The 25,540-nt window shown below is 36.3% G+C and carries 14 protein-coding genes; 13 read left to right on the forward strand and 1 reads right to left on the reverse strand.

From position 1 onward, the window contains the following. The first annotated feature begins 109 nt into the window (after positions 1-109). From ACNH59_RS10600 to ACNH59_RS10625, 6 genes are all read left to right on the forward strand, one after another. Positions 110-2,866, forward strand: coding sequence for a family 78 glycoside hydrolase catalytic domain (locus tag ACNH59_RS10600; RefSeq protein WP_418262518.1), 2,757 nt, complete (start codon positions 110-112; stop codon positions 2,864-2,866). A gap of 504 nt (positions 2,867-3,370) precedes the next feature. Next, positions 3,371-4,222 carry a glycosylhydrolase-like jelly roll fold domain-containing protein gene (locus ACNH59_RS10605; RefSeq protein WP_418262519.1) on the forward strand — a complete coding sequence of 284 codons (852 nt, stop codon included), beginning with the start codon at positions 3,371-3,373 and terminating at the stop codon, positions 4,220-4,222. A 169-nt stretch (positions 4,223-4,391) separates the two neighbouring features. After that, positions 4,392-5,798: a sulfatase gene (locus ACNH59_RS10610; protein WP_418262520.1), complete on the forward strand. Its 1,407-nt coding sequence runs from the start codon at positions 4,392-4,394 to the stop codon at positions 5,796-5,798. 89 nt (positions 5,799-5,887) lie between these two features. Next, a complete protein-coding gene (locus tag ACNH59_RS10615) occupies positions 5,888-7,522 on the forward strand; it encodes a sulfatase-like hydrolase/transferase (protein ID WP_418262521.1) in 1,635 nt (544 codons plus the stop codon). 13 nt (positions 7,523-7,535) lie between these two features. Continuing rightward, positions 7,536-9,002, forward strand: a complete 1,467-nt coding sequence (locus ACNH59_RS10620) for a sulfatase (RefSeq protein ID WP_418262522.1) — start codon at positions 7,536-7,538, stop codon at positions 9,000-9,002. Positions 9,003-9,450: 448 nt separating this feature from the next. Then, the gene (locus ACNH59_RS10625; RefSeq protein WP_418262523.1) at positions 9,451-10,917 is read left to right on the forward strand and encodes a sulfatase; all 1,467 of its coding nucleotides are present in this window, start codon (positions 9,451-9,453) and stop codon (positions 10,915-10,917) included. A 60-nt stretch (positions 10,918-10,977) separates the two neighbouring features. Here ACNH59_RS10625 and ACNH59_RS10630 read toward each other — a convergent pair whose 3' ends face one another. After that, a complete protein-coding gene (locus ACNH59_RS10630) occupies positions 10,978-11,862 on the reverse strand; it encodes an AraC family transcriptional regulator (RefSeq protein ID WP_418262524.1) in 885 nt (294 codons plus the stop codon). Between the two features lie 219 nt (positions 11,863-12,081). On the opposite strand from ACNH59_RS10630, the gene ACNH59_RS10635 reads away from it, so the two are divergent. The 7 genes from ACNH59_RS10635 to ACNH59_RS10665 all read left to right on the forward strand — a co-directional run bounded on the left by ACNH59_RS10635 (position 12,082) and on the right by ACNH59_RS10665 (position 25,459). Then, entirely contained in the window at positions 12,082-13,509 is a 1,428-nt protein-coding gene (locus tag ACNH59_RS10635) for a hypothetical protein (protein ID WP_418262525.1), read from the forward strand. Between the two features lie 55 nt (positions 13,510-13,564). Continuing rightward, positions 13,565-16,828 carry a family 78 glycoside hydrolase catalytic domain gene (locus ACNH59_RS10640; protein ID WP_418262526.1) on the forward strand — a complete coding sequence of 1,088 codons (3,264 nt, stop codon included), beginning with the start codon at positions 13,565-13,567 and terminating at the stop codon, positions 16,826-16,828. A 223-nt stretch (positions 16,829-17,051) separates the two neighbouring features. Next, positions 17,052-17,369 (forward strand): hypothetical protein, encoded by a 318-nt coding sequence (locus tag ACNH59_RS10645; protein ID WP_418262527.1) that lies wholly within the window; start codon positions 17,052-17,054, stop codon positions 17,367-17,369. Positions 17,370-17,577: 208 nt separating this feature from the next. Further along, positions 17,578-20,436, forward strand: a complete 2,859-nt coding sequence (locus ACNH59_RS10650) for a family 78 glycoside hydrolase catalytic domain (RefSeq protein ID WP_418262528.1) — start codon at positions 17,578-17,580, stop codon at positions 20,434-20,436. A gap of 51 nt (positions 20,437-20,487) precedes the next feature. Then, positions 20,488-22,248, forward strand: coding sequence for a glycoside hydrolase 43 family protein (locus ACNH59_RS10655; protein ID WP_418262529.1), 1,761 nt, complete (start codon positions 20,488-20,490; stop codon positions 22,246-22,248). A gap of 86 nt (positions 22,249-22,334) precedes the next feature. After that, the gene (locus ACNH59_RS10660; protein WP_418262530.1) at positions 22,335-23,753 is read left to right on the forward strand and encodes a BNR repeat-containing protein; all 1,419 of its coding nucleotides are present in this window, start codon (positions 22,335-22,337) and stop codon (positions 23,751-23,753) included. A 53-nt stretch (positions 23,754-23,806) separates the two neighbouring features. Further along, on the forward strand, positions 23,807-25,459 hold the full coding sequence (locus tag ACNH59_RS10665) for a GH39 family glycosyl hydrolase (RefSeq protein ID WP_418262531.1): 1,653 nt from the start codon (positions 23,807-23,809) through the stop codon (positions 25,457-25,459). Positions 25,460-25,540: the final 81 nt, after the last annotated feature.

Consider the following 25,540-nt stretch of genomic DNA (forward strand, 5'->3'; position numbering starts at 1 on the left):
TTTGTTAATTTGAGTGTGCGGAAAGTTCAAAATATAGTTTAAGAATCAAGTTAAAAGAAATAGCTAAATGTTCTTATATCTTTAATTATTAATAGCCATTGGTATCTATATGATAAAATACATTTTAAACATTATAATATTAAGTACAATTTGTTCAATTAGTGTTGCTCTGGCTCAACAAAGTCTACCAGCACCAATAAGTCTATCGGTTTCCGAAGGTTTCCATAATCCAATTGGTTTTTATGATAGCAAGCCCACTTTTTCTTGGCAGCTACCACAAGCAAGTAACATAAAAAATCAAACGGCTTATGAAATAGTTGCGGCTTCTAGACCTGAATTATTATTGAAATCACCAGATGTTTGGTCATCAGGTAAGGTGATTTCAAATCAATCAGTGAATGTTTTATTTGGAGGTAACGAACTTAAATCAAGACAAAAAGTTTATTGGCAACTAAGGTATTGGAACCAAGAAGGTCATTCCTCAAGCTGGAGCAAGATAGCCAGTATCGAAATGGGGTTACTATCAAATTCAGATTGGAAAGCACAATGGATAAAAATTCCAGATCCAGACCAATGGAAAACAACTCATTATGGAACACGATTGTTTAAACCACAATATTTAAGAAAACAATTCAAACTGAATTCTAAAATAAAAAAGGCTCGCTTATACATTACCGCCAAAGGTGTTTTTGAAGCGAGTATCAATGGAAAAAAATTAGGGAATGATGTGTTAACACCTGGTTGGACTCCTTACCAAAAACGAATAGAAACCCTTACTTATGATGTTACAGACGCTTTACAAAAAAACAAAAACACTATAGGGTTGATATTGTCAGAAGGTTGGCATTCAGGTCGTTTTGGTCCACAAAGACGATGGGATACCGTAGTGGCTCCACCCCAGATTATTTGCCAATTAGAAGTAGAAGATATAAAAGGGAACTTAAAAACCATAGCGACAGACGGAACATGGAAAGCTTATAATAATGGACCAATTCGCACAGCAGGTTTGTATGACGGTGAAGTGTACGATGCTAATTACGAGATTCCAGGGTGGAATACTCCAAACTATGATGATTGTTTTTGGCAAAACGTATCCGTTGAAAATTTAGATCCAAAAACCAGATTATTTCCCAAAAAACATGCAACAGTTAAAAATAAATTGAAATTACAGGCTCTTAAAATGACTGTACAAGGGAATAGTCGTGTACTATTTGATTTGGGGCAAAATATGGTAGGTGTCGTTCAACTTAACATTCCTGTTAAAAAAGGTGATACCATTAAATTAAGACATGGCGAGATGTTATCAAGCAACGGTGAGCTATTTACTGGCAATCTTGGTTCTGCACCATCTATAGATTATTACATCGCAAAAGAAAATGGTAGCATTTCTTGGCAACCAAAATTCACGTTTCATGGTTTTCGTTATGTTGAAGTGAGTGGGTATATTAAAGAACAGCAACCACAATTAAATTGGGTTACAGGAATGGTTCAGCATTCTGACTTTGATATGTCTGGCAATTTCCATTCATCACATACCAAATTAAATCAATTACATAGTAATATACAATGGGGCTTACGAGGAAATTTTTTTGACGTGCCTTTGGATTGTCCGCAACGCAGTGAGCGATTAGGTTGGACAGGTGACGCTCAGGTTTTTATTCCAACATCTCTATTTCTAGCAGATACCCACGCTTTTTGGGTTGCTTGGCTTACTAGTATGAGAGAAGAACAGTTTGGCAATGGAGGTATTCCCGTAGTAGTACCAAATTTCACAGGCAACTTTGCTCAGGCAGGTTGGTCAGATGCCTGTACAATAATTCCGTGGGAATTGTATTTTAAGACTGGAGATTGTAAAGTACTAAAAGAAAATTACGATATGATGAAACGTTGGTGCGATTATCATGCATCCGAAGCAACAAATTACATTAGCCATATGTCAACTGTAGGGGATTGGCTTCAGCCTTTTTCTCAACAAAAAGATGACCGTAGAGGCGATACACCTAATACACTTATTTCTACGGCTTATTATGCCTATTCAGTCAAATTAACCATGAAGACTGCTGAGGTTTTAGGTTTGAAAGAGGATAAAGCACATTACCAACAACTTTTGGATTCCGTTTCACAGGCTTTTGAAAAAGAGTTTTTCGATGAAAACGGAAAAATAAAATCACCATATACGCCTACACAAACGGGTTATTTATTAGCGCTTGGTTTTGATATCTTATCGAAGAAAACCGCTGAGAAAGCCATTATTCATTTGGTTGAGCTTATTCAAGAGGCCGATACTCATTTGCGCACAGGTTTTATAGGAACACCTTTGTTGGCTAATGTTTTGGATAAAACAGGGAATACGAATCTACTTTACGATATTTTATTTAAGGAAACCTACCCCTCGTGGTTTTATTCCATAAATCAAGGAGCTACAACCATGTGGGAAAGGTGGGATGGTTATACCCATGATAAAGGTTTTGCTGATAGAGCTATATCATTCAATCATTATGCTTATGGAGCTATTGGTCAATGGATGTACGAGCGCATTGCCGGTATTGCGCCTTTAGCACCTGGGTATAAGAAAATATTATTTGCTCCAGTACCCAATCAAATACTATCTGAAGCTAAAGGGGAATATCATTCACCTTACGGAAAAATTTCATCGGAATGGAAGTTTGTTGGTAGTGATTTTATTTACAATATCAATGTTCCAGCAAACACAACCGCTAAAATACGTTTACCATCTTTTGGAATGAATAATCCTGATGTAATGCTTAACTGTAAAAAGTTTAAGGTTACCATTGATGATGACGGATTAATTTTAGACAATTTAGAAAGTGGCATTTACGAGCTTAAAATTTTAAACATAAAATGACATTCGATTAAACCAAAATGAAATATGAAATTAAAAATTTAGGATATGTTGGGTCTGTTGTTTGTTCCTCAGTATTTTTTGGTCAAATCCCAAGCAGAGGTATTGAATAGGCCTTATTCTTTATTTTTTACTCAAAAAAAACAGGAGTACACCACTTTCCAACTTAAAAAATCATCAAAGCTGAATAGGGTACTTTTTTGCCTGATGTTCTGATAGACATAACAGTAGTAGTGGCTATAAGTGTTCAAAACAATCAATTGAATGTACAGGCAACCAGAGACCTTTGCGGGGATGACCCTGCCTACAAAAAAGAATTGCGTATTAAATATAAAGTAGGTAATGTTATCCTGGGAAAAAAGCGTTGGAATGAGAATGGCTGGAAGTTGCTGCGTCTGAGAATGAAAATTAGAAATTCTAAAAGCAATTTTCGGGAAATTTGAACGAGGAATTGAAGGACTTCCTGCAAATAATCAGCTGTATGATGTTACTGAAAAAGTTAAAAAAATGGTGGACTCAGGAGTGTATGAAATTCCAGTAAATGAAAGCTTTCTTGAAGGAAATGAAATCCTGACCAAAAAATCCTTGCGCTTGGAGTATGCTACCAATGATGAGGTAAAAACCATAACGGTTTCTGATGGAGGTCTGCTCAAGTTGACCGAGGCTACAGCAGAACCCCAATTGATTTATAACCAAGAAAAATTAAATTGGATTACTCCTTGGGCAGGAAAGCTAAAGTATAAAACTGCTACGGGTAAAACTAAAACACTAAAGGTGAAATCAGTTCCTGAAGCTATTGAATTAAAAGGGGCTTGGGAGGTAAGTTTTCCGATGAAGAACAAAACGGTTTTAAAAGAAAGCTTCAACAATTTAACATCTTGGGCAACTGCAGCTAATGATGATATTCGTTATTTTTCGGGTACGGCCATTTATAAAAAGCAGTTTGATATTCCAGCGCATTTGCTAAAAGAGGAGTATTCGTTACAACTAGATTTGGGAACTGTAAAGGAAATTGCTGAAGTTCTTGTGAATGGCAAAAATCTGGGCGTTTATTGGAAAGCGCCGTTTAGCATTGATATCAATAAGTTAGTGGTGGCAGGAAATAATACATTAGAAATAAAAATTACCAACCTTTGGCCCAACCGTTTGATTGGCGATGAACAACTGCCTTTGGATTACGAACGAAAAGGGCCTAATGTTTCCAATTGGCCCGATTGGCTTTTGAACAATAGCCCGCGTCCCACAGACCGTTCTACTTTTGCCGCTTTTAAGCATTGGCATAAAGATTCAAAACTGCTGCCATCGGGTTTGCTGGGGCCTGTTAAAATTATAGTTTCAAAAGTGGCAGTGCTGAAATAGGCTTAATTAAAATGGAAATGCTTCTTAACGGCATCCATACAGTACAGGACAGTATTTTTTAAAGTTTGAAATATATTTGATTCTTGACATTTTTTTTGGGTAGTGGTGTCGTTGCTACCCGAAAATTATGTTTCAAACAGAATTAAGATTTTAATGTAAAAACTTTTATATGAAGCATATCCTGTCTATAGCTCTTTTGTCGATTGGTTTGTTTGCATTTGCGCAGCCCAAAAAGAAGATGCCCAATATTCTTTTCATTGCAGTCGATGATTTGCGTCCAGAACTGAATTGTTATGGGGCAAGCCAAATCAAATCGCCTAATCTGGATAAGTTGGCAGCAGAGGGCTTGGTATTTAACAGGGCCTATTGCAATATTCCCGTTTGTGGTGCTTCAAGAGCAAGTCTTTTGTCAGGTACCAGACCTACTCGTTACCGTTTTATTGATGCTTATACCGAAAAAGACAAAGACAATCCTGATGCGATGTCACTGCCTTTATTATTGAAGAATAATGGTTATACCACCATTTCTAATGGAAAAATTTACCACCATCAAAAAGATGACAACAAAGCTTGGGACAGCCGATGGTTTCCAAAAGGAAATATTCGCAATTATCAATTAGCAGAAAATATTGAAAAAAATGCCCAAGCCAATCTTTCAGAAGCGGGAGGGGTTGCCTTTGAAAATGCAAATGTCAGCGACACCGCTTATTTTGACGGCAAAATTGCTCAAAAAGGAATGGCAGATTTGAGCAAATTGAAAGGTCAAAATAAACCATTCTTTCTGGCACTTGGTTTTATGAAACCTCATTTACCATTCAATGCACCTAAAAAATATTGGGATTTGTATGATAGAAATACAATTCAACTTCCAGCAAATTATATGCAACCTGAAACAACTCCCAAAGAAGCTTTTCATAATTATGGCGAATTGCGTCAATACGATGGCATTCCAAAGAAAGGAGACTTGCAAGATGAAATGGCCAAAGAATTGATTCACGGTTATTATGCTTGCGTGAGTTATGTCGATGCGCAAATTGGTTTGGTTCTAGACGAGTTGAAACGTTTGGATTTAGAAGAAGATACGATAGTGATTTTATGGGGAGACCACGGTTGGAATCTAGGCGAGCACAAACTCTGGTGCAAGCATTCTACTTTCGAAAAAGCACTTAAAACGCCCTTAATCATCAAAGTACCAGGAAAAACAAAAGGGACTGTAAGCAATGATATTGTAGAATATATAGATGTCTATCCCTCATTGGTAGAACTAGCAGGTTTGAAAAACCCTACTACTGTGGAAGGCAAAAGTTTTGTACCTATTGTCAACGGAAAGAAAAGCGATAAAAATTGGGCAGTAAGTAAGTTTAAAGATGCCGTAACCTTGATAAAAGACGATTTGTTTTATACCGAATGGACAGATGACCAAGGTAAGGCGTATGCCCGCATGCTTTTTGACCACAAAACCGACCCCTTAGAACTGGATAATTTGGCAGAAAAACCAGTTTATCAAAACACAGTAAAGGAATTAGCTGCTGAATTAAGAGCAAAATGGGGTAAGGATTTTTTAAAAAAGAATTAATTGCCATCTAAATGTCAGTCTGTCCCGAAGTTTCGGGAGTCGAAGACTTCAACAACCTCAATAAGCTAAAATTTTATAAATAGTTACAAATGAAAAAAACGAAACGCTTTACTTTACTACTAATTTCCCTGTTTTCATTTTCAGGAAATGCTCAAAGTCAACCAAAATCAAAACCCAATATTGTATTGATTTTTGCAGATGATTTAGGATGGACGGATGTAAGCACAGGTAATACGAATTTCAATAATGGTTCTAAAATCTATCAAACTCCTGAAATCGCTCAATTAGCTTCCGAAGGAATGTCTTTTACAAATGCGTACACCAATCAAAACTGTGCGCCTTCTCGTGCGGCATTGATTAGCGGTCAGTATGCTACAGGAGTTGATAATGGGGTGTACAATGTTGGTTCGTTAAACAGACCCGACAAGCGTACCAAAGGATTTCCTAATTTACCTATTAAGCCGCACGAACAACAAAATGTTATAGCTGATGTAGGTACTAGTATATTTGATGTGCTAAAAACCCAGGGCTATACTACTGCTTTAATAGGCAAAAGTCATGGTACACCACACCCGCTGAAAGCAGGTTACGGCATTGATTTACCCGCCGATATTCACCATGAAATTAAGGTAATGGTAAACGGAAAAAAAACAGAATCCTCTTATTTGGCTTTAAAATCGGATAAGAATGGATGGACGTTCGATTCAGAATTTGTAGATAAATATGCCAATCCGTATAATCAAGAATATATTGACAAAACTTTATCGCCCTACAAAAACAATAGTGAACAATCGGTTTTAATGGGTACCCCCAAACACCTTACCGATGCCATTGGTGATTATGCTGTAGATTATATTAAAGAGAAAGCAAGGGGCGCAAATCCATTTTTTCTGTATGTGCCTTTTCATGCTGTGCACTCTGATGTGGTTGGCCGCAAAGATTTGACAGAGAAATATTTAAAAAAAGGATTAAGTCCTCGATTGGCCGAATATGGTTCGTTGATAGAACTTTTGGACCAAAACGTGGGTAAAATTAGTAATGCCTTAAAAGACCCTAACGGAGACGGCGATTTATCAGATGATATTACAAACAATACGATATTTATTTTTTATTCGGATAACGGAGGTTTGGTAGATAATGTCCCTCTTAAAGGAAAAAAAGGAAGTCTGGACGAAGGAGGAATTAGAGTGCCGCTTATTTTTAGATATCCAGGGGTAATCAAACAAAATAGTATTTCCAATCAAGCGGTTCATTGTATCGACTTTTTACCTACACTAGCTGATATGGCAGGGGCTTCGCTTTCTTCTATGAACAAAAACAATGGCGAAAAAGCCGTTTATGATGGTGCCTCTTTTGCATCTATTTTAAAAGGAAAGAAAAAATGTATAGACCGAGAAAACTTGTTTTGGCACTTGCCTGGCTACATGGACGAACGATTTAGACCCACCACACTCATTCAAAAACGCATTGGTAAAACCTACTATAAACTGTTTTATTATTATGAAACAGAAGAGTTCACCCTATACAATTTGAATAAAGATTTAGAAGAAAAAAATAATCTTTTGAAAAATCCATCTGCAAAAGACATGAAGATTGCCTTGAAAATGAATGTGGATATGGTCGCTTGGTTAAAAGCAAATAAAGCGCCTACGGGAACTTTTGTAAAAGATGGAGCAGCAGTACCTTACCCAAAAGCAGATGGAGTTAACAAATACAAACAATAATTAGTACAATAAAATGAGAAAAAATAATCTGATATTCTTTGTTTTTGGATGTATCGCTTTAACAATGACTTCTTGTTCGGCTCAAAAGAAAAATGAGCAAGCAAATGTTAAAAACACACAGCCCAACATTATATTTTATTTGGCTGATGACCAAGATGTCTATGATTACGGTTGCTACGGAAACGAAAAAGTAAAAACTCCTGCTGTGGACCGAATTGCCCGAGAAGGGATTTTGTTCGAAAATGCTTTTACCGCTCAGGCCATCTGTGCGCCTAGTCGATCGCAATTATTCACAGGAAAATATCCTTTGAAAAACGGTTGTTTTGCCAATCATTCCAAAGTAAAACCCGATATCGTAAGTATCACAAAGCATTTGCGAAAACTTGGGTATGAAGTGGTTTTGGCAGGAAAAAGCCATGTGAGTCCTGATGAGGTTTTTGATTGGGACAAAGAATGGCATGCGGTAGAAAGACCCGAAGGGCCAAGAGAATACATCCCTATAGACAGTATTCAGAGTTATTTTAAAAAGGCCAAGAAACCTTTTTGTATGCTGGTTACTTCCTATTATCCACATTCAGAGTATTTTAATGTAGAGGGAGCTACTGCAAAGGATATTAAGTTTTATCCTTTTAATGAAAGTAAAAAGAACAATGCTGCTTTTATAAAAGACAAAGCAGGTTATTACAGAAGCATTGAAGAAGATAACAAACAATTAAATCAAGTGCTTACAGCGGCCGACAACTATTTGGGAGATAATACACTTGTTATTTATAGTGCAGACCACGGAGTTTCTGGCAAATTTACAGTAAAAGATATTGGATTGAAAGTGCCTTTTGTGGCTCGTTGGCCAAAGGTGATTAAACCGGGAACCAAATCCAAACAGCTTATTCATTATACCGATGTGTTGCCTACTTTTATGGAAATTGCTGGTGGCAAAGCGACTCCTGATATGGATGGTACTAGCTTTTTGGCTATTTTAAAAGGTACGGACGCTGCCATTCATCAATACGTTTATGGGGTGAGAACCAATCAAAACATTCTTAATTCGGAAGTTTTTCCGTCGCGAATGATTCGTGATAACCGTTACAAATACATCCGAAACTTTAATTCTGTTGATGTGGTAGAACAGAATCTAACGAATAAACCCAATGTTGATTTTTTCATTCGTAGAGGTGCTAATGCTTTTAAAAACGAACCCTTTGAAGAATTATATGATTTGCAAAACGACCCTTTTGAACAGCATAATCTAATAAACAAACCCGAATTAAAAGAGATAAAGGAGCGATTGACAAAAGACTTGTTTGGCTGGATGAAAGCTCAAGGTGACTTTTTAAACGAGCAAGCAGGAACTATGCCTTTGATAAAAGGAAAGGGCAAAGCAGGTTTCAGACTAGACGAAGATACACCTCGAAGAAAAATTCCGGATGCCATAAAAAACACCTTAAAAGAAGAAGATTATTTAATTATTAAGCATTGGTAATTTTAAACGGATTTCACCGATTTTAAGTTTCAAGACAGATTAAAAAATCTGTGTAAATCTGTATAAATCTGTGTTCTAGTGCGGAATCTAAAAATTAAAATCCTGAAATATGGACACTTTTAATGATGAACTGATTTTAGTAGTGTATTTGAATCAATTTAAGTAATATTTTTTTATTCGGACTTAAAACCAGTACAGTGCAGGATAAGCCCCACGCATAATTGATTTATTTTAGCTTTTGGTTAGCTTTTGCTTTTAATGAAATTCAAAATCATTTGTTAGTAGTGTTTTTTCTTTATCCTTATAAACTTTTACAAAAATAAATAGGATTTTAGAGGTGGTCAAACTAATAAGTAATACAATTGAAAGGAACTAAATAACAAATAAGCTTTGGATATGAAATGGTTTCCAGATATAAGTAATAGAATAAATATAAAAAAATGAACATATGAAAAAATATTTAAGTATTAGTTGTTTTGCCCTAGCCGTATTTGGCTGTGTGTCAAATATAAGTCATGCACAAGTCCCTGAAAATAAAGTTACTTCAGAAAATATAGGACAAAAACAGCGTCCCAATATTATTTTTCTATTGACCGATGATCAGCGTTGGGATGCCATGGGGGCAATGGGGAATTCAATCATTCAAACCCCTAACATGGATAAGTTGGCTAATAACGGGGTTTTGTTTCAAAATGCCTATGTAACTACCTCCATCTGTTGTGTGAGTAGAGCCAGTTTGCTTACAGGTCAATACGAATCCAAACACAATATTCATGATTTTAGCACTGATTTGTCTGCAGCTTCTGTTGCTAATTCCTACCCGTCTTTATTAAAAAACGCGGGGTATTATACTGGTTTTATTGGGAAATTTGGGGTAGGTACAAAGCCACCACAACAAATTTTTGACTATTGGTTAAATTCTGAAGAAGGAGGAATAGCACAACCGGAATACATTACGGTAGACAAAAACGGTAAAAAAATCCATGATACCGATAAGTTGGGTAATGCTATTCAGGATTTTCTAACTGTAAACAAAAATAATGATAAACCATTTTGCTTGTCGGTAAGTTTTAAAGCGCCACATGAACAGGATGGAAATCCACCAACCTATCCAATACAACCTAAGTATAAAAATTATTATAAAGATGTTACTATTCCTGATCCCGTAACTGCAGATCCTTTGTATTGGAAACAATTTCCACCGTTTTTTCAAACGGATACCAACTTTGGTAGAGAGAGATGGAAAGGTTTATTTGGTACTCCAGAATTATACCAAGAAAACGTGAAGAATTATTACCGATTAATTACTGGTGTTGATGATGTTATTGGCGAAATGATGGTCAAATTAGAAAAATTAGGTATTGCTGATAATACGATTATTATCTTAATGGGCGATAACGGAATGTTTTTGGGCGAACATGGTATGGAAGGAAAATGGTGGGGTTATGAAGAGTCTGTAAGAGTGCCGTTAGTGATTTACAATCCTAAATTTCCAGATAAAATTAAACAGTATAGAGCGCCTCAAATAGCATTGAATATTGACATTGCACCAACTATTTTGGCAATGGCAAATGTGAAAGCACCAGAAACAATGGAAGGAGTTGATCTAGTTAGTGTGTTAAATAACAAAATACCAGAACGCAAAGACTTCTTTTACCAATATTATTTCCTAGGAGGTCCACAATTGCCTAGACAAGAAGGTGTAGTTACCGGAAGGTATAAGTATATGAATTACATCGAACACAATTACGAGGAATTATTTGATACTCGATTGGATCCGCACGAAACACATAATTTAGCAAAAGACGCTAACTTTAGCCTGACTTTAGAAGAATTAAGAACAAGGTATAAAGAATTGAAAACTTTACATGGCGTTCCTAAAGAAGTATGGGAGAAAAGTAAAAAGATTTTCTAAAATTTAATTTTAACCAAATGAGGCTGTCCAAAAAGGCAGCCTCATTTTTATTTTAAAGGATTAAAATATAGAGTTTCTTTTATCTCTAAACTTCCCTGGAGACAAACCCGTTTTTTGTTTGAATAGTCGGTTGAAATAATAATCCGATTCAAAACCCAGTGCAAAGGCAATTTCTTTTAGCGTTTTGTCGGTTCCCAAAAGTAGTTCTTTGGATTTTTCTACTTTTAGAAACAGGTAGTATTGCAAAGGAGCAATGCCTGATTGTTTCTTAAAATCGAGTCGAAACTTGGAATAGCTAACACCCAATTCATGTGCAATTACTTTTAAGTCGATTGATTTTTCAATGTTTTGATACATCAATCCTTTGGCACGAGCAACCATAGAGTTAAGGTCAGTCCTATTGTTTCCAACTAGCTTGATATTATGCAATTCGGCCATGAGTTGCATGCAAACCCCAGAGGCCAATCGCTGAAACCCAAAAGTTTCTTCATCGAATAATTTAAACAAGTTGTTAAAATGATGCAACACATCTGATGGTTGGCATTTGGAAATAACAGGATCACTAGCATTAAAAAAACCATTAGAGAGCAATTGATTGGCAATCTCTCCAGAGAAACCAACCCAGCGTTCGGTCCACCCAGTTTTTTTTGAAGGCTTGTAACGATGCCACACGCCAGGGAAAAGTAAAAAAACATCGCCATCCGAAATTTTAATTTTACCGGTTTCTTTGCTTTCGAAAACTCCTTTACCACGAGTAATTAATACAATATGAAATTCATCTAAAATCCGTCCTTTATTCCATGAAAAAGTATGGCTATCGGGATGGTCTTTGGAGGGGTATTCAGTGTTTTTATCAATAATCGTTCGTCCTAAATTATTAATGTAAAATCCCCATTTTTTGTCTTGATCGGAAACAAAGAGGTACTTTCGGTATTTATTTTCCATATCATTTTGTGCAACTAATTTATCAATTTGTCAATTGAAAGTATAACTGTTATTATCGAATTTTGTAAAGTTAACTATTTTTATTAGCCAATAAAAGGTTGTCTTATCATTAATTCCTCTGGTTTTATTGAGATGATGAGCTTTGCGGTTAAAGTGATGGATCGAAAATTAATATAAGCAAAAAATACATTTATAAAAAATAAATAGCAATACAATATTATGAACTCAAATTTAAAAATAGGACTTTTTTCCATCGGTTTAGATGCATATTGGGAACAATTCGAAGGACTTAAAGAACGCTTAGAAGGATATACTACCGTTGTTGAAGAAAATCTAAAAAGAACAGGGAATGAAGTTGTCAACCTAGGGCTTATTGATAATAGCAACAAAGCATTTGATGCTGGGTTAAAATTCAAACAAGAAGGTGTCGATATTATATTTCTATACATCAGTACTTACGCTTTGTCATCAACTGTTTTGCCGGTGGTGCAGAGAGCTAAAGTACCGGTGATTATTCTAAATTTAGCGCCCGAAGAAGCGATTGATTATACCGCTTTCAACCAATTGAAAAACAGAAAAAAAATGACAGGTGAGTGGTTAGCCTATTGCTCCGCTTGTCCTGCTCCCGAAATTGCCAATGTTTTTAAGCGTGTTGGAATTCAGTTTCATGAAGTAGTCGGGATTCTTAAAGATGACCCAGAAACATGGAATGAAGTTCAAGAATGGGTAGATGCCGCCAAAGTAGCCAATGTGATGTCATACAATCGATTAGGTTGTATGGGGCATTACTATAGCGGTATGCTAGATATTTACAGTGACTTAACGGCGCAATATGCTGCTTTTGGTGGTCATGTCGAAATTATTGAAGTAGATGAATTATCGGAATTACGAAAAGAAGTGACAGATGTACAAATTGATCAAAAAGTAGCTACTTTTCAAGATGTTTTTGATATTCAAGACGATTGCTTAGAGAGTGAATTAAAAAGAGCAGCCCGCACAGCAGTAGCCTTGGATGTTTTGGTAGATAAATACCAACTGGGATCTATGGCTTATTATTACAAAGGAATGGAGGAAAATGAAAATTATGACACTCTAAGTTCTATAATTTTAGGTACTTCGATGCTGACTGGTAGCGGAATTCCAGTAGCGGGAGAGTACGAAATTAAAAACGCACAAGCCATGAAAATCATGGATAGTTTTGGTGTGGGAGGTTCTTTTACGGAGTATTATGCTTTGGATTTTAAAGATGATATTGTACTTATGGGACATGATGGTCCTGGGCATATTGCCATTGCCGAAGGAAAAACCAGAGTCAAACCATTGGAAGTGTATCACGGTAAAGTAGGGAATGGACTTTCGATTGAAATGACGGTGAAAAACGGGCCTGTAACCTTGCTTTCGATTGTAGAAGATGGAAAAGGAGGATTATTTTTATTGGTCGCAGAAGGTGTTTCTGAACCTGGTCCTATTTTAGAAATTGGAAACACCAACAGCCGTTACCGTTTCTCTATTGGAGCTCGAAAATTTGTACAACAATGGAATAGCCATGGACCAGCGCATCATTGTGCCGTAGGAGTAGGACATATTTCGAGTAAAATTAAAAAATTAGCTTCATTGTTAAATATCGAATGCGTGCAAGTCTGTTAATTTTAATTATTTGTGTCCTCAATATTAATTAGCTATTCCAAATAAACCAATCCAAATGAAATTCATACCATCAAAGTTTAAAAACCTAGTTCACAGTGTTATTGTCGGTCTGCTATTGTTAGTGTTTACAACAACGGGCTACGCTTCGGTTCTGCCTGTTGATTTAAAATGTGAGTACCGCAACAATCCTCTAGGAATCGATAATCCAACACCAAGATTGAGTTGGAAAATAGTAGACAATACAAGTATACGTGGCCAAAAACAAACTGCTTTTCATATAGTAGTTGCTTCTAGCCTTGAAAATTTAAACAAGAATCGAGGGGATTTATGGGACTCTGGAAAAATAACCACAGACCAAACTGTGAATACTGTTTATGCTGGAAAAAAATTAAGAGCCAATCAAAAATGCTTTTGGAAAGTTTGTGTTTGGGATGTTGCAGGTGTCAGATCCGATTGGAGTACAACAGCAGTATTCTCTATAGGATTATTAAAATCAGAAGATTGGAAAGGCGAATGGATTTTTAAAGAAGGTCAAAATAAAAAAGATCATAATTGGTACAGAAAGAACTTTTCTCTTACGAATGTACCCAGTGCTGCATTAGTGTATGTAGCTTCTTTTGGGTATCACGAAATTTATGTTAATGGCCAAAAAGTGGGCGATGGTGTGATGAATCCGGTTATGTCAGCTATGAAAAAACGTTTGCCATACTTAACATATGACATTCAAAAATATTTAAAAAAAGGAAAAAATGTAATCGGGCTATGGCACGCTGGTGGCTGGACTAGATGGGGAAGAATGGTAGAGTATCATGATGCACCTTTTGTATTTAAAGCCCAAGCAGCTATCACAACAGCTAACAAACAGTTATTGTTGGTTTCTGATGCTTCATGGAAATGTAAAAAAAGTTATAGTTCGTATATCGGACCTTGGGATATATTGAATTTTGGAGGTGAAATTATCGACGAGCGTTTAAGAGAAGACGATTGGAATACTGCCGAATACAATGATATAAATTGGGCAAATGCGGTGGTTTTTGACCAATCCACAGCAAAAGAAACGGGTACAACCGATTTGTTTTTAGGATTGAAAGGCGAAGTAGTTGTAAAAAGTACCGATGCCAATCCGCCAACAAGCAAAATTACGGCAACCTTAAGTTCGCAAATAGTGGAGCCTCAAGTGAAGTTTAAAACCGTTACGCCAATAGGGGTAAAGAAAAATGCTAATGGAACCTATCTTATCGACATGGGTGAAAATTATACGGGTTTATTCGAAATGGATTTGTTTAATGGAAAAGAAGGAGATACACTAACTTTTGAAGTTGCCGACCAATTAACAACAACAAGTTCTTTTAAACAAAAAAGTCAATATATATATGGTAAAACAGGTAAAGGACATTTTACCAACCGTTTTAACGTAGCAGGTGGGCGTTGGGTAACCGTTTATGGATTGAATTATTTGCCAGAATTGAAACATATAAAAGGCCACGTTATTACCAATGATCGCAAACAAATTAGCAAGTTTGAAAGTTCTAGTAAACTGTTGAATACCATTTATCAAACCAACTTGAACACTTACATTGCCAATACAATGGATGGTATTTTGGTGGATTGTCCGCACCGAGAACGCCGCGGTTGGGGTGAAGTAACGGTTGCCGCGATGTATGGAGATGCCTTGCCCAATTTTGAAAGTGGTGCTTATATGGAGCAATACGCCCAATTTTTGCAAGATTCACAGGCAGATAGTGGTAAAATGCGCGCCGTAATCAATGGTGACGATTTTAATTTCTTGATGTGGATGGCAAACAGTCCCATTACCATGTGGGAAACCTACCGAATGTTAGGCGACAAGAAGCCTCTTGCAGATCAGTATGCGTCTATGGTAAAATGGATGAACTGGTTGTACGAACATTCAAATTCTAAAACGGGTGGTGCACTTATTATAGGAGAACAAGGCTCTATGGAATTCCCTGGTTTGGGAGATTGGTGTACACCTAGGGGAAATTTTTGGTCGGCAAGTAATTCGCCAGAATCAGCCCATTTTAATAATTGTGCCTATGCTTTTATGCTAGATTGTGCCCTAAATATTGCCAAAACATTAGATAAAATCGAAGATGTAAAAACATATACCGAACGTTTAAAAATACAACGAAAAGCAACTCACGAGCAATCGTACAATCCTGCAACAGGTAAGTATGGCGAAGGACATCAAGTAAACCAAGCCTTGGCTTTATTGGCGGGTATTACCCCAGAGTCAGAAAAGCAAAAGGTGTATGCTAATTTGGTAGATCAAGTGCTTTATAAATTTCCATATTATGACACGGGTAGTTCAGGACAAGGATTGTATACCCGTTATTTTACTGAATCGGGTGAACGTATGGATTTAATTTATGAATTGCTACAGGACAAACACCATCCTAGTTATGGTTACTTTATTGAACAAGGAAAAACGGTTTGGCCAGAGCGTTGGTCTGCTGTTGGGGGCAGCCAAATTCATACTTGTTATACTGGTATTGGTGGGTATTTCGTCAAAGGTTTTGGGGGAATTAGACCCGATCCTGAAAATTTGGGAATGCAAAAGATGCTGATTAAACCTGCATTGGTAGGTGATTTAACTTTTGCCAATACCGAATACGAATCCCTTTATGGAAAAGTAGTGGTGAATTGGACAAAAAAAGACAATACAGCAAGCTTTCATATTGAAATTCCAGTTAATACAATGGCTAAAATTTATCTACCAGCAGTCGCAAAGAATAATATCAAAGAAGGGAAATTTTTAGCCGAAAATGCAAAAGGGGTCACTTATGTGGGAACTGAACAAAGTGATGCGGTTGGAAATTATGTACTATTTAATTTAGAATCGGGTATTTATAATTTTTTAGTAGAGGAGTTGCCAGTTGTAGTCTATCCGATACCAAAAATAATATCTGAAAATTTAGCTACTATAGGTCGAATGAATGCATCAACTATGTATATTGTAAGTGATAAGTTGCCAGGTTTTGAAGCTTTTAAAGCAAATGATGAAAATATCGAAACCTCTTGGCAAGCCAATGAAACAAAAAATCAATATTTGGAAGTGGAATGGGTAAAACCTCAAACTTTTAATAAGGTTATCATTGCCGAATTAGGAAATAACATCACAAATTATAAAATTCAGTATTTTGACAATGCGGTTTGGAAGGATGTTGCAACGGGTACTTCTTGTGGGGCAAATAAGGAGCATAAATTTGATACGATAACAACATCAAAATGTAGAATTTTAATTGAAGATGCAAAGAAAAACCCAACAGTTCAAGAGTTTAAAATCTATAATTCAAAATAACAGCATTTTGTCTTTGAATTCAGCAGAATAAAAAACATTGTTTTTAGTATTTAAACCATTTAGAAATTAAGAATCATCAAGTCTAAAGTTCCTTAATATCTTAATGGTGTTAAACTATTGAAAAGGAAAAGGGTATAAGTAATTAATAAAAATGAGTAATAATTTGAATCGGTTTAAAAAAATATTTTTAAAATTTTCAATATCAATAATTGTTGTGTTAGTCATGTTTAGTTGTAAAACATCATCAACAGTGGTGACTAACGATCTTAAGTGCGAGTATCGTGAAAATCCTTTAGGATTAGACAATACAAAACCACGATTGAGTTGGAAATTGAAAGAAACAAATCAAAGCCGAGGACAACAACAAACGGCTTATCAGATTATTGTAGCCAGTACCTTAGGTAATCTAAATAATAACAGAGGCGATTTATGGGATTCAGGTAAAGTAGAATCCAATCAGTCTGTAAATGTGGAATATTCAGGAAATAAGCTGTCTAAACCTATTTTTATTGAAGAAATAAAAGTTTTTGGAGCTAAATAACAAAAGTTAAGTCAGTAACTATTGTTATTTAAAATACTAATAAAGTCCGTTGCGTACTATTATTAAAAGTCTGTTTTTAATAATAGTACGCAACGTTTTTTTTGTTTTTTTCTGAATAAATTATTACAGCACAGAGCAGAACACAATAGTTGAATTCTTATTGTATTATTGTGGTTACACTAGTTTATAAATTATTAGCTAATTAATCATGTTCAAAATCCGCTTAGTACACTTAGTATTTGTATTGTTATCGTTGCAGTTGTCGACTTTTAAAGTTGTTGCAAAAGAAAAAGATCCTGCTATTAAAATTGAATCACTTAGTTGCGAATCGCAAACCAATCCGTTAGCGATTGAAAGCAAACAACCGCTCTTATCGTGGGTGGTAAAAGCCAATGGATTTAATAAATCTCAATCGGCTTACCAAATCATTGTGGCAACTCGTGCTGATTTGTTAAACGAAAATCTTGCGGATGTCTGGAATTCTAAACCAATAAAAAGTGCACAATCTACCAATGTAAAATACCAAGGAAAGGAATTGGAAGCGATGCAAAAATACTTTTGGAAAGTGAGAGTTTGGGATGAAAAAGGAACTGTTTCTCCTTGGTCAACTACCAATACATTCGAAATGGGACTGATGAACGAAGCCAATTGGAACAATGCCAAATGGATTAGCTTAAACAAAGACACTCGTAAATCAGACTATCGTTTTAGAGAATACAAAGTGGGAAATCTGGCTCCCGAAATGGTGACAAGTAACCCAGCAGGTTATTTTAGAGAAGAAGTAAAAGTAGCAAAGAAAGTCAAATCGGCTCGTGCTTATGTTTGTGGATTGGGCTATTATGAGTTGTATCTTAATGGTAAAAAAGTAGGCGATCACGTTTTGGATCCTGCACCTTCCAATTATGACAAGCAAGCTTATTATGTGAGTTATGATGTCTCTAACCAAATAAAAACAGGAACCAATGCTCTTGGTTTGATTATTGGGAATGGTTTTTACGGTCAGAATATTTCGTGGAAAAGCGATAAAGAATCAGAGAAAAATATTTCTTACGGTGTTCCTGCGGCACGACTGCTCATAAAAGTAACCTATACTGATGGAAGTCGAACAGCATTTTATTCGAATGAAAATTGGAAAGAATCTACAGGCCCCATTGTTTTTGATAACATTTATGGTGGCGATACCTATGATGCTCGTTACGAAATAAATGGCTGGAATCAAGTAGGATATAACGATTCGAAATGGGGGAAAGCCAAAACTATTTCGCCATTAGTTAAAAAAATAAGTGCACAACAAATTCCACCTATTCGAAGATTAAAAGAATTAACGCCTCAAAAAATATTCAAATCGGCATCTGGAAAATGGATTATAGATTTTGGTCAAAATATTGCGGGTTGGGTTCAAATTAAAGTAAAAGGAAAAGAAGGACAGCTAATCGAATTGATTACAACCGAAGCTTTGACTCAAAAAGGCGATGAGGTTTTTCCAGGTTCTACAGGTGGTGGAGCTAACGGAATGAAACAGTTGCTACAATATATTTGCAAAGGAAAGGGAGTGGAAACTTGGGAGCCAAAATTCAGTTACCACGGGTTTAGATATGCTGAGGTTTCAGGATTAACAACAAAGCCCGATAAAAATTCGTTCAAAGCCATTTTAGTGGCTACTGATATTGACGAAAAAGGAAGCTTTCATTCCTCAGATGCGATGTTAAACAAAATGGATGCCGTGAGCAAATGGACCATTGTAGATAACATTCACGGAATTCCAGAAGATTGTCCGCATCGTGAAAAATGTGGTTGGTTGGGTGATGCACACGCTTTTTGCGAATATGCATTGTACAATTACAAAATGGAAAACTTCTATAAAAAATACATGGAAGATATTCGTACCCAAATGCAATCGGTAAAAGGACATAATGACGCTAGCAAACGATACAATGTACCCACAATGATTGCTCCTGGAAAACGAACTTCTAGCATAGCCAAATTGGACTGGGGAGTAGCTACTATCTATTTGCCTTGGTACAATTATTTGTATTATGGCGATGCTTCGATTGTATCTGAGTATTATGAAGACATGAAAGGATTGACGGATTATTACCTTTCTTTCAAAAATGATAAAGGCATTATTGACAATGGAATGGGGGATTGGTGTCCGCCGTTATGGGACCGAAAAGGAAATCCAAGCGCGATGGAGTGTGACCCTATCATTTCTGCCAATGCTTATTTTTATGACATTCTTGGCATCATGGAAAAATTTGCAGCCATGCAAAAAGACAAAACTTTTGAAGATAAAATGAAAGCCGAAAAGGAACAACTATATTCTGCTTTCAACAAAGAATTTTTGAAGGCAATTCCAAATACCAATCACAAATGGTACGAAAGTCAAACCGCAACCGTAATGGCATTACAATTTGGTATGGTTCCTGAAAACGAAATTCAGAATGTGGTGAATGGTTTGGAATACAATATCAACGTAATCAAAGGTGGTCATCATTCGACTGGAATTCACGGAAATCGCTACATCTATACGGTGTTGACGAAGTATGGTAAAGCCAAATTGGCTCACGATATTTTGACTACACCAACATTTCCTAGTCAAGCGTATGTTATCAACTATGGTTTCACCACTTGGCCAGAGCGCCAGTTTAATTGGGACAAAGAAAAAGAATTGAGTAACTCTCTTAACCACCCAATGCACAGTGGTTTTGCAGCTTATTTTTATGAGTCTTTAGGCGGAATCAAACCAATTTATTCTGCTCCAGGTTTTAAAGAATTTACGGTAAACCCACAGTTTCCAAATGATATCACTTCTTCTAGCGTTACAATTCCAACGCCTTATGGTATGATTAAAAATAGTTGGAATGTAAAAAACGCCAATTTTACTATGAATTTGGAAGTACCATTTAATACCAAAGCAAATGTTGTTTTAACGGATAAAGAATTGCAGTCTCTGAAAATCAATGGTGTGCCTTTTGCTGAATTTCAAAAACAAAATACGATTCAAATATTGAATTCTTCTACCTTAATTTTGGGTTCAGGTCAGTATCAAATGGAGTATGTTAAATAAGTTTCAGTAAGTTTCAGAAAAGTAGATACAAATTATTAATTATAAAGATATATGAATATTTTAAAATCAGTTACTCTCGGCCTGCTAATCAGTTGTTTTGGTTGTAAATCAGTGACCGAAAAGAAAGTATCAAATAAAATAGTCCAAGCAAAAAAAGGAAGCTGGGGAGATCAAGGAGATGGGACTTACATAAATCCTATCTTAAACGCGGATTATCCAGATTCTGATATTGAACAAGTAGGAGATACTTATTACATGATTACTTCTAAGCAACACATGTCACCAGGGATGCCTATTTTAGAATCTAAAGACATGGTCAATTGGACAAATGTTGGGCATGTATTCGAGAGTCTGTCTTGGGCGCCAGAATACAATTGGGACCGAATGAATGGGTATTCTTTTGGTGTTTGGGCTGGTGATTTGGCCTTTCATGAAGGTACTTGGTACTGCTATCAAATAGATTATCAACATGGTTTGATGGTTACTACTGCCAAAGATATCAGAGGACCTTGGAGTACTCCTATAATTATGCTTCCAAAATCACAGGTATTAGACGACCCAGGTGTTTTTTGGGATGAGGAAACGCACAAAGCCTATGTCATAATCAATACTGCAGGAAAACAAAAAAAAGCCAGCAATACTATAGAGGGCAACGAAAACAGAATCTACGAAATGAGTTGGGACGGTACCAAAATCCTAGATGAAGGTAAATTAGTTTACACAGGAATGGGTGCTGAGGCTGCAAAAATATATAAAATTGAGGGCACTTGGTATATCTTTTTGGCAGAGTGGACTATGGGAGATACTAGTACCTTACCAGGAGTAAAAAATCCAAAAAATGATAGAAAACAGATTGTATTGCGTTCTAAAGAAAGTATTTATGGGCCTTATGAAAGAAAGACCGTTTTAGAAAAGGGTACAGCATTTAATAATCGCAGCTGCAGCCAAGGTGGCTTAATGCAAGCGCCAGATAAATCGTGGTGGTATATGCATCAATTAATTCAAAATGATGACATTCCATTTCAAGGCAGACCACAATGTTTAGCTCCAGTGACTTGGATTGATGGTTGGCCAATAATTGGTGTGGATGAAGATAATGATGGTGTTGGAGAACCTGTAAAACAATACAAAAAACCAATAAATGGCTTTCCAATTGCAGCACCAAATTCTGATGACGATTTTTCATCAACCAAACTTGGTTTTCAGTGGGAGTGGAATCATAATCCTAGGAACACTCATTGGTCACTAACAGAAAGACCAGGCTGGTTACGTTTGAAAGCTAGTAAAGTTTTGCCAAATAAAACAGGCTATGGTCCAAACAAAAACGAATGGACAAATAATGATGGTTCTGATTCTGATTTTTGGAGAGCATCCAACACTTTGAGCCAACGTATTATGGGCATTACAACTGGGACAGCTGTAGCAAAATTTGATATTTCTGGAATGAAACCCCATCAATTAGGAGGTTTTGTGAGGTATGGTGGTGTGTTTAATTTGTTAGGTGTTATAGTGGATGAAAACGGGACAAAGAACTTGTTTTACATGAATGGAATGGCCCAAAAAACAATGGGGCCTAAAATAAATGGAAATGATTTGTATGTTAGAACATCCAATACTAGCAATCAGGCCAATTATGAGTACAGTGTAGACGGTAAAAATTTTAAAGCCTTTGGACCAACATTCACTATAGAATTTGGGAAATGGACAGGAGATCGTTTGGGTTTCTTTAGTTGGAACGAAAAAGGAGATGCTGGTTATATTGATGTCGATTGGTTTCAATATGATTATGATGGACCTAAAGGGCAAAAGTAATTTTAGGAAGTGCTTAGAAAAATAATCGATAATTCTGTAATTATTTAAGGTTCAGGAGTATATCAGATTGAATATTTAAAGAAAAAATGAAAAACAGTATATATTTAATTGGTCTTTTCCTTTTGTTGGTTGGACCGACTAGAGCACAAGTCAAAATTATTCAAAAAGGAATCACAACAGTAGACGAAAAAGCCTTGACTATTGATGGTAGATTTGGTACCGCTATAAATGGAAGAACCTATCAAAAAGACGCCCTTGCGTCGCATAATGGCTACCAATATATTGCGTATTACAATCAAAACCGACATGTTTGTATTTCGAGACGAAAACTACCCGCGGGTGATTGGAAGACCATTGAATTTTTGGATTATGATTTTAAAAGTGATGATTCTCATAATGTTGTTTCCTTGGGCATTTGCCCCAATGACGGAACGATTCACTTGGCTTTTGATCATCATGTGAGTCCTTTACATTATAGAGTTTCTAAAAAAGGACTCGCAACGCATCCCGAAACAGCGGATTGGAGTGTGGGTTCATTTGGTTCTATAGAATCTGAATTAGAGAAAGGCAAACCCATAAAAATAACTTATCCTAAATTTTGGAAAACTCCTGAAGGGAATCTTCAAATGAATTACAGAAAAGGTGGTTCGGGAAATGGAGACCGAATGTTAGTGGATTATAATGCCAAAACTGGAAAATGGGAAAACACCCGACAAATCGATTCTTCTTTAGGAAGTTTTGAAGATCAGTTAGGGAAAAGTGAAACTCGTTGTTCTTATCCTAATGGGTATGATTATGACCCTAACGGTAGATTGCATGTTACCTGGGTGTGGAGAGAAGACAGCCAAGGGGCTAATCACGATTTAATTTATGTTTATAGTGACGATCGTGGGGTTAGTTGGAAAACCAATGATGGTAAATTGTTAAAGGAAATTCCCAATGTAAATTCGCCTGGTGTCGTGGTAGAATCTATTCCTAGAGTATGGGGATTGATGAACGATCACGGACAAGTAATTGATTCAAAAGGGCGTGTTCATGTGGTAATGTTTCATGGAACAAAGGAGACAATTGAAGCGGCAGGAAGCACCTTGGGAGCAACTCGTTGGGGGCCTAAAGAAGCACAACGCTATTTTCATTATTGGCGAGATGAAAAAGGGAAATGGAATAGTACACAGCTGCCAATGGTAGTGGGAAATAGGCCTAAGATTTTTACCGATAAAAAGGACAATCTCATCATGATTTATGCTGGTACAGCTGATAAAGTTCAAAAAGGGAAAAAAATAAATAATGAAGACTTGATTATAGCCGTAGCAACAGCCAAGAATAATTGGCAGGATTGGCATATTGCACATACGGTAAAAGGTCCTTTTATGAACGATATGTTGGCGGATATTTATCGCTGGAAAAAAGAGGCTGTTTTATCTATCATGCTTCAAGAGGAACCTACTGAGATTAGAAAACCTAGCCCCTTAAAAGTGGTGGATTTAGAAATTGAGTTTAAATAATTAAATATCTATAGGTTGTTTGAGCTATTTACTGTTTAATAAATAGGAAAATTATGAAATTTTTGCAAAAAAAATGCAATTCTGCATGGTTCATGTTCGTATCAATATGTTTTTGTTTTGCTTTAATTTCTTGTTCAAAATCGGATGTTGAGCAGGAAATTGTCACGACACCTTCAAATCCAGAACCTCCTGTTGAAACCATCGACCCTGCTAAAATTGTAACGATTAATACAGGTGCAGTTGTGGGACAGATGTACAATTTTTGGTCCACTAGACCCATGATTAATCAAACTCGATTCAACAGTAGTTCTTTCAGGCAATCCATAGAGGAATTTAAATCCTATGTGGTCAGTTATAACTTAGTGCGAATGCTAGGCGGAAGAACAGATGATTTAAACGAATTCTATAAAGGGGTTGATGCCTCTGGTAATATCATTACCGACTTTAGTGGCTTGATTACTAGTATGCGTAATTTTAGATTGACGGGCTACAAACCAAGAATTGTTCTAGACAATGTGCCTTGGGCTATGAGCGGAACTCGAGTGGAGGAGACTTACGGTAATTCAAAACCTGCAAATGATTATAACCTTTGGCGAAAGTACATCCATGCTTTTATGACAGCACTAGTCAATGAATTTGGCGTGAATGAGGTGAAAACTTGGCGTTTTAGAGTAGGAACAGAACCTAATTATTCACCTGACCATTGGAGCGGTTCCAAAGAAGATTATTTTAAACATTATGACATTACAGTTGATGAGGTGCTAAAGGTGATTCCTGATGCAATCATTGGTCCTGGAAATATGCTTACTGAAACTGTTGCTAAATGGGATACGGATTTGATAGACCATTGTGCAAACGGAATAAACTACGCCACGGGAGCAAGGGGAACTAGAATGTCTTTCTTTTGTATATCGTATTATGAGAAAATAGATCAGAATACGATTAAACTTCCAGAGTTTATAGCCTTGTATAAAAACAAACTAGATAGTTATCCTCAATTTAGAAATATCCCTTTCGATATTCAAGAATTTGGGATGCTGAGGGATGAAAATGCCAAAAGAGGAACGAGCTTAAATGATGCTACGGAGTTAGGTGCCAGTTGGTACGCAGCCATTGCAGATATGGCCTACAAAAACAAAATAACCGAAATATATGATTGGGGGCAAGAAAGTGAAGGTTTGGCTACGGGACGAAGAAATGTGACTACCATGTTTGAAAAAATGAAGGAGGGTAGTAGATTACAAACTGTCACTTCAGTAACAGGTTTTTCTGGAATTATTCCTGTACTTAAAGACAATAAGATTTATTTATTGGTTTACAATCACCATCCAAGTCGGACAAGTACTAATAAAAGAACCCTGTATCCTAAAATTGAAGGAGGCTTGGTTTCGGCTACCAAAAATTGGAAAATGAACGAATGGACGGTAGATAAAACACATGGAGTATTTATGCACGAACTCTACAAGGATGTAAGAACAGCAGGTATTGCAAGCAAAAATGGTAGGATATACGGAAACAATGTTACGGATTATTTTATGGATGGTTGGCAAGCTGTGTTTGATGCGAACAAAGCAAAATACCAAAGTTTATCTACACTTCCGCAAACTCAAGAAAATGTTCTAGTAGAGACAAAAGATGGTAATATTACATTAAAGGTAGATTTAGAACCGCATAGTGTGAAGCTTATCGAATTAATTCCTCAGTAATAGACGAAGTTTGAAAATGATTTAGTCATAGGACACATTTACAAGAAATAATCATAAAATGTTTCTTGTAGATATGTCCTA

Origin of the sequence: Flavobacterium faecale (assembly GCF_048320115.1) — a bacterium.
GTDB lineage: Bacteria > Bacteroidota > Bacteroidia > Flavobacteriales > Flavobacteriaceae > Flavobacterium > Flavobacterium faecale_A.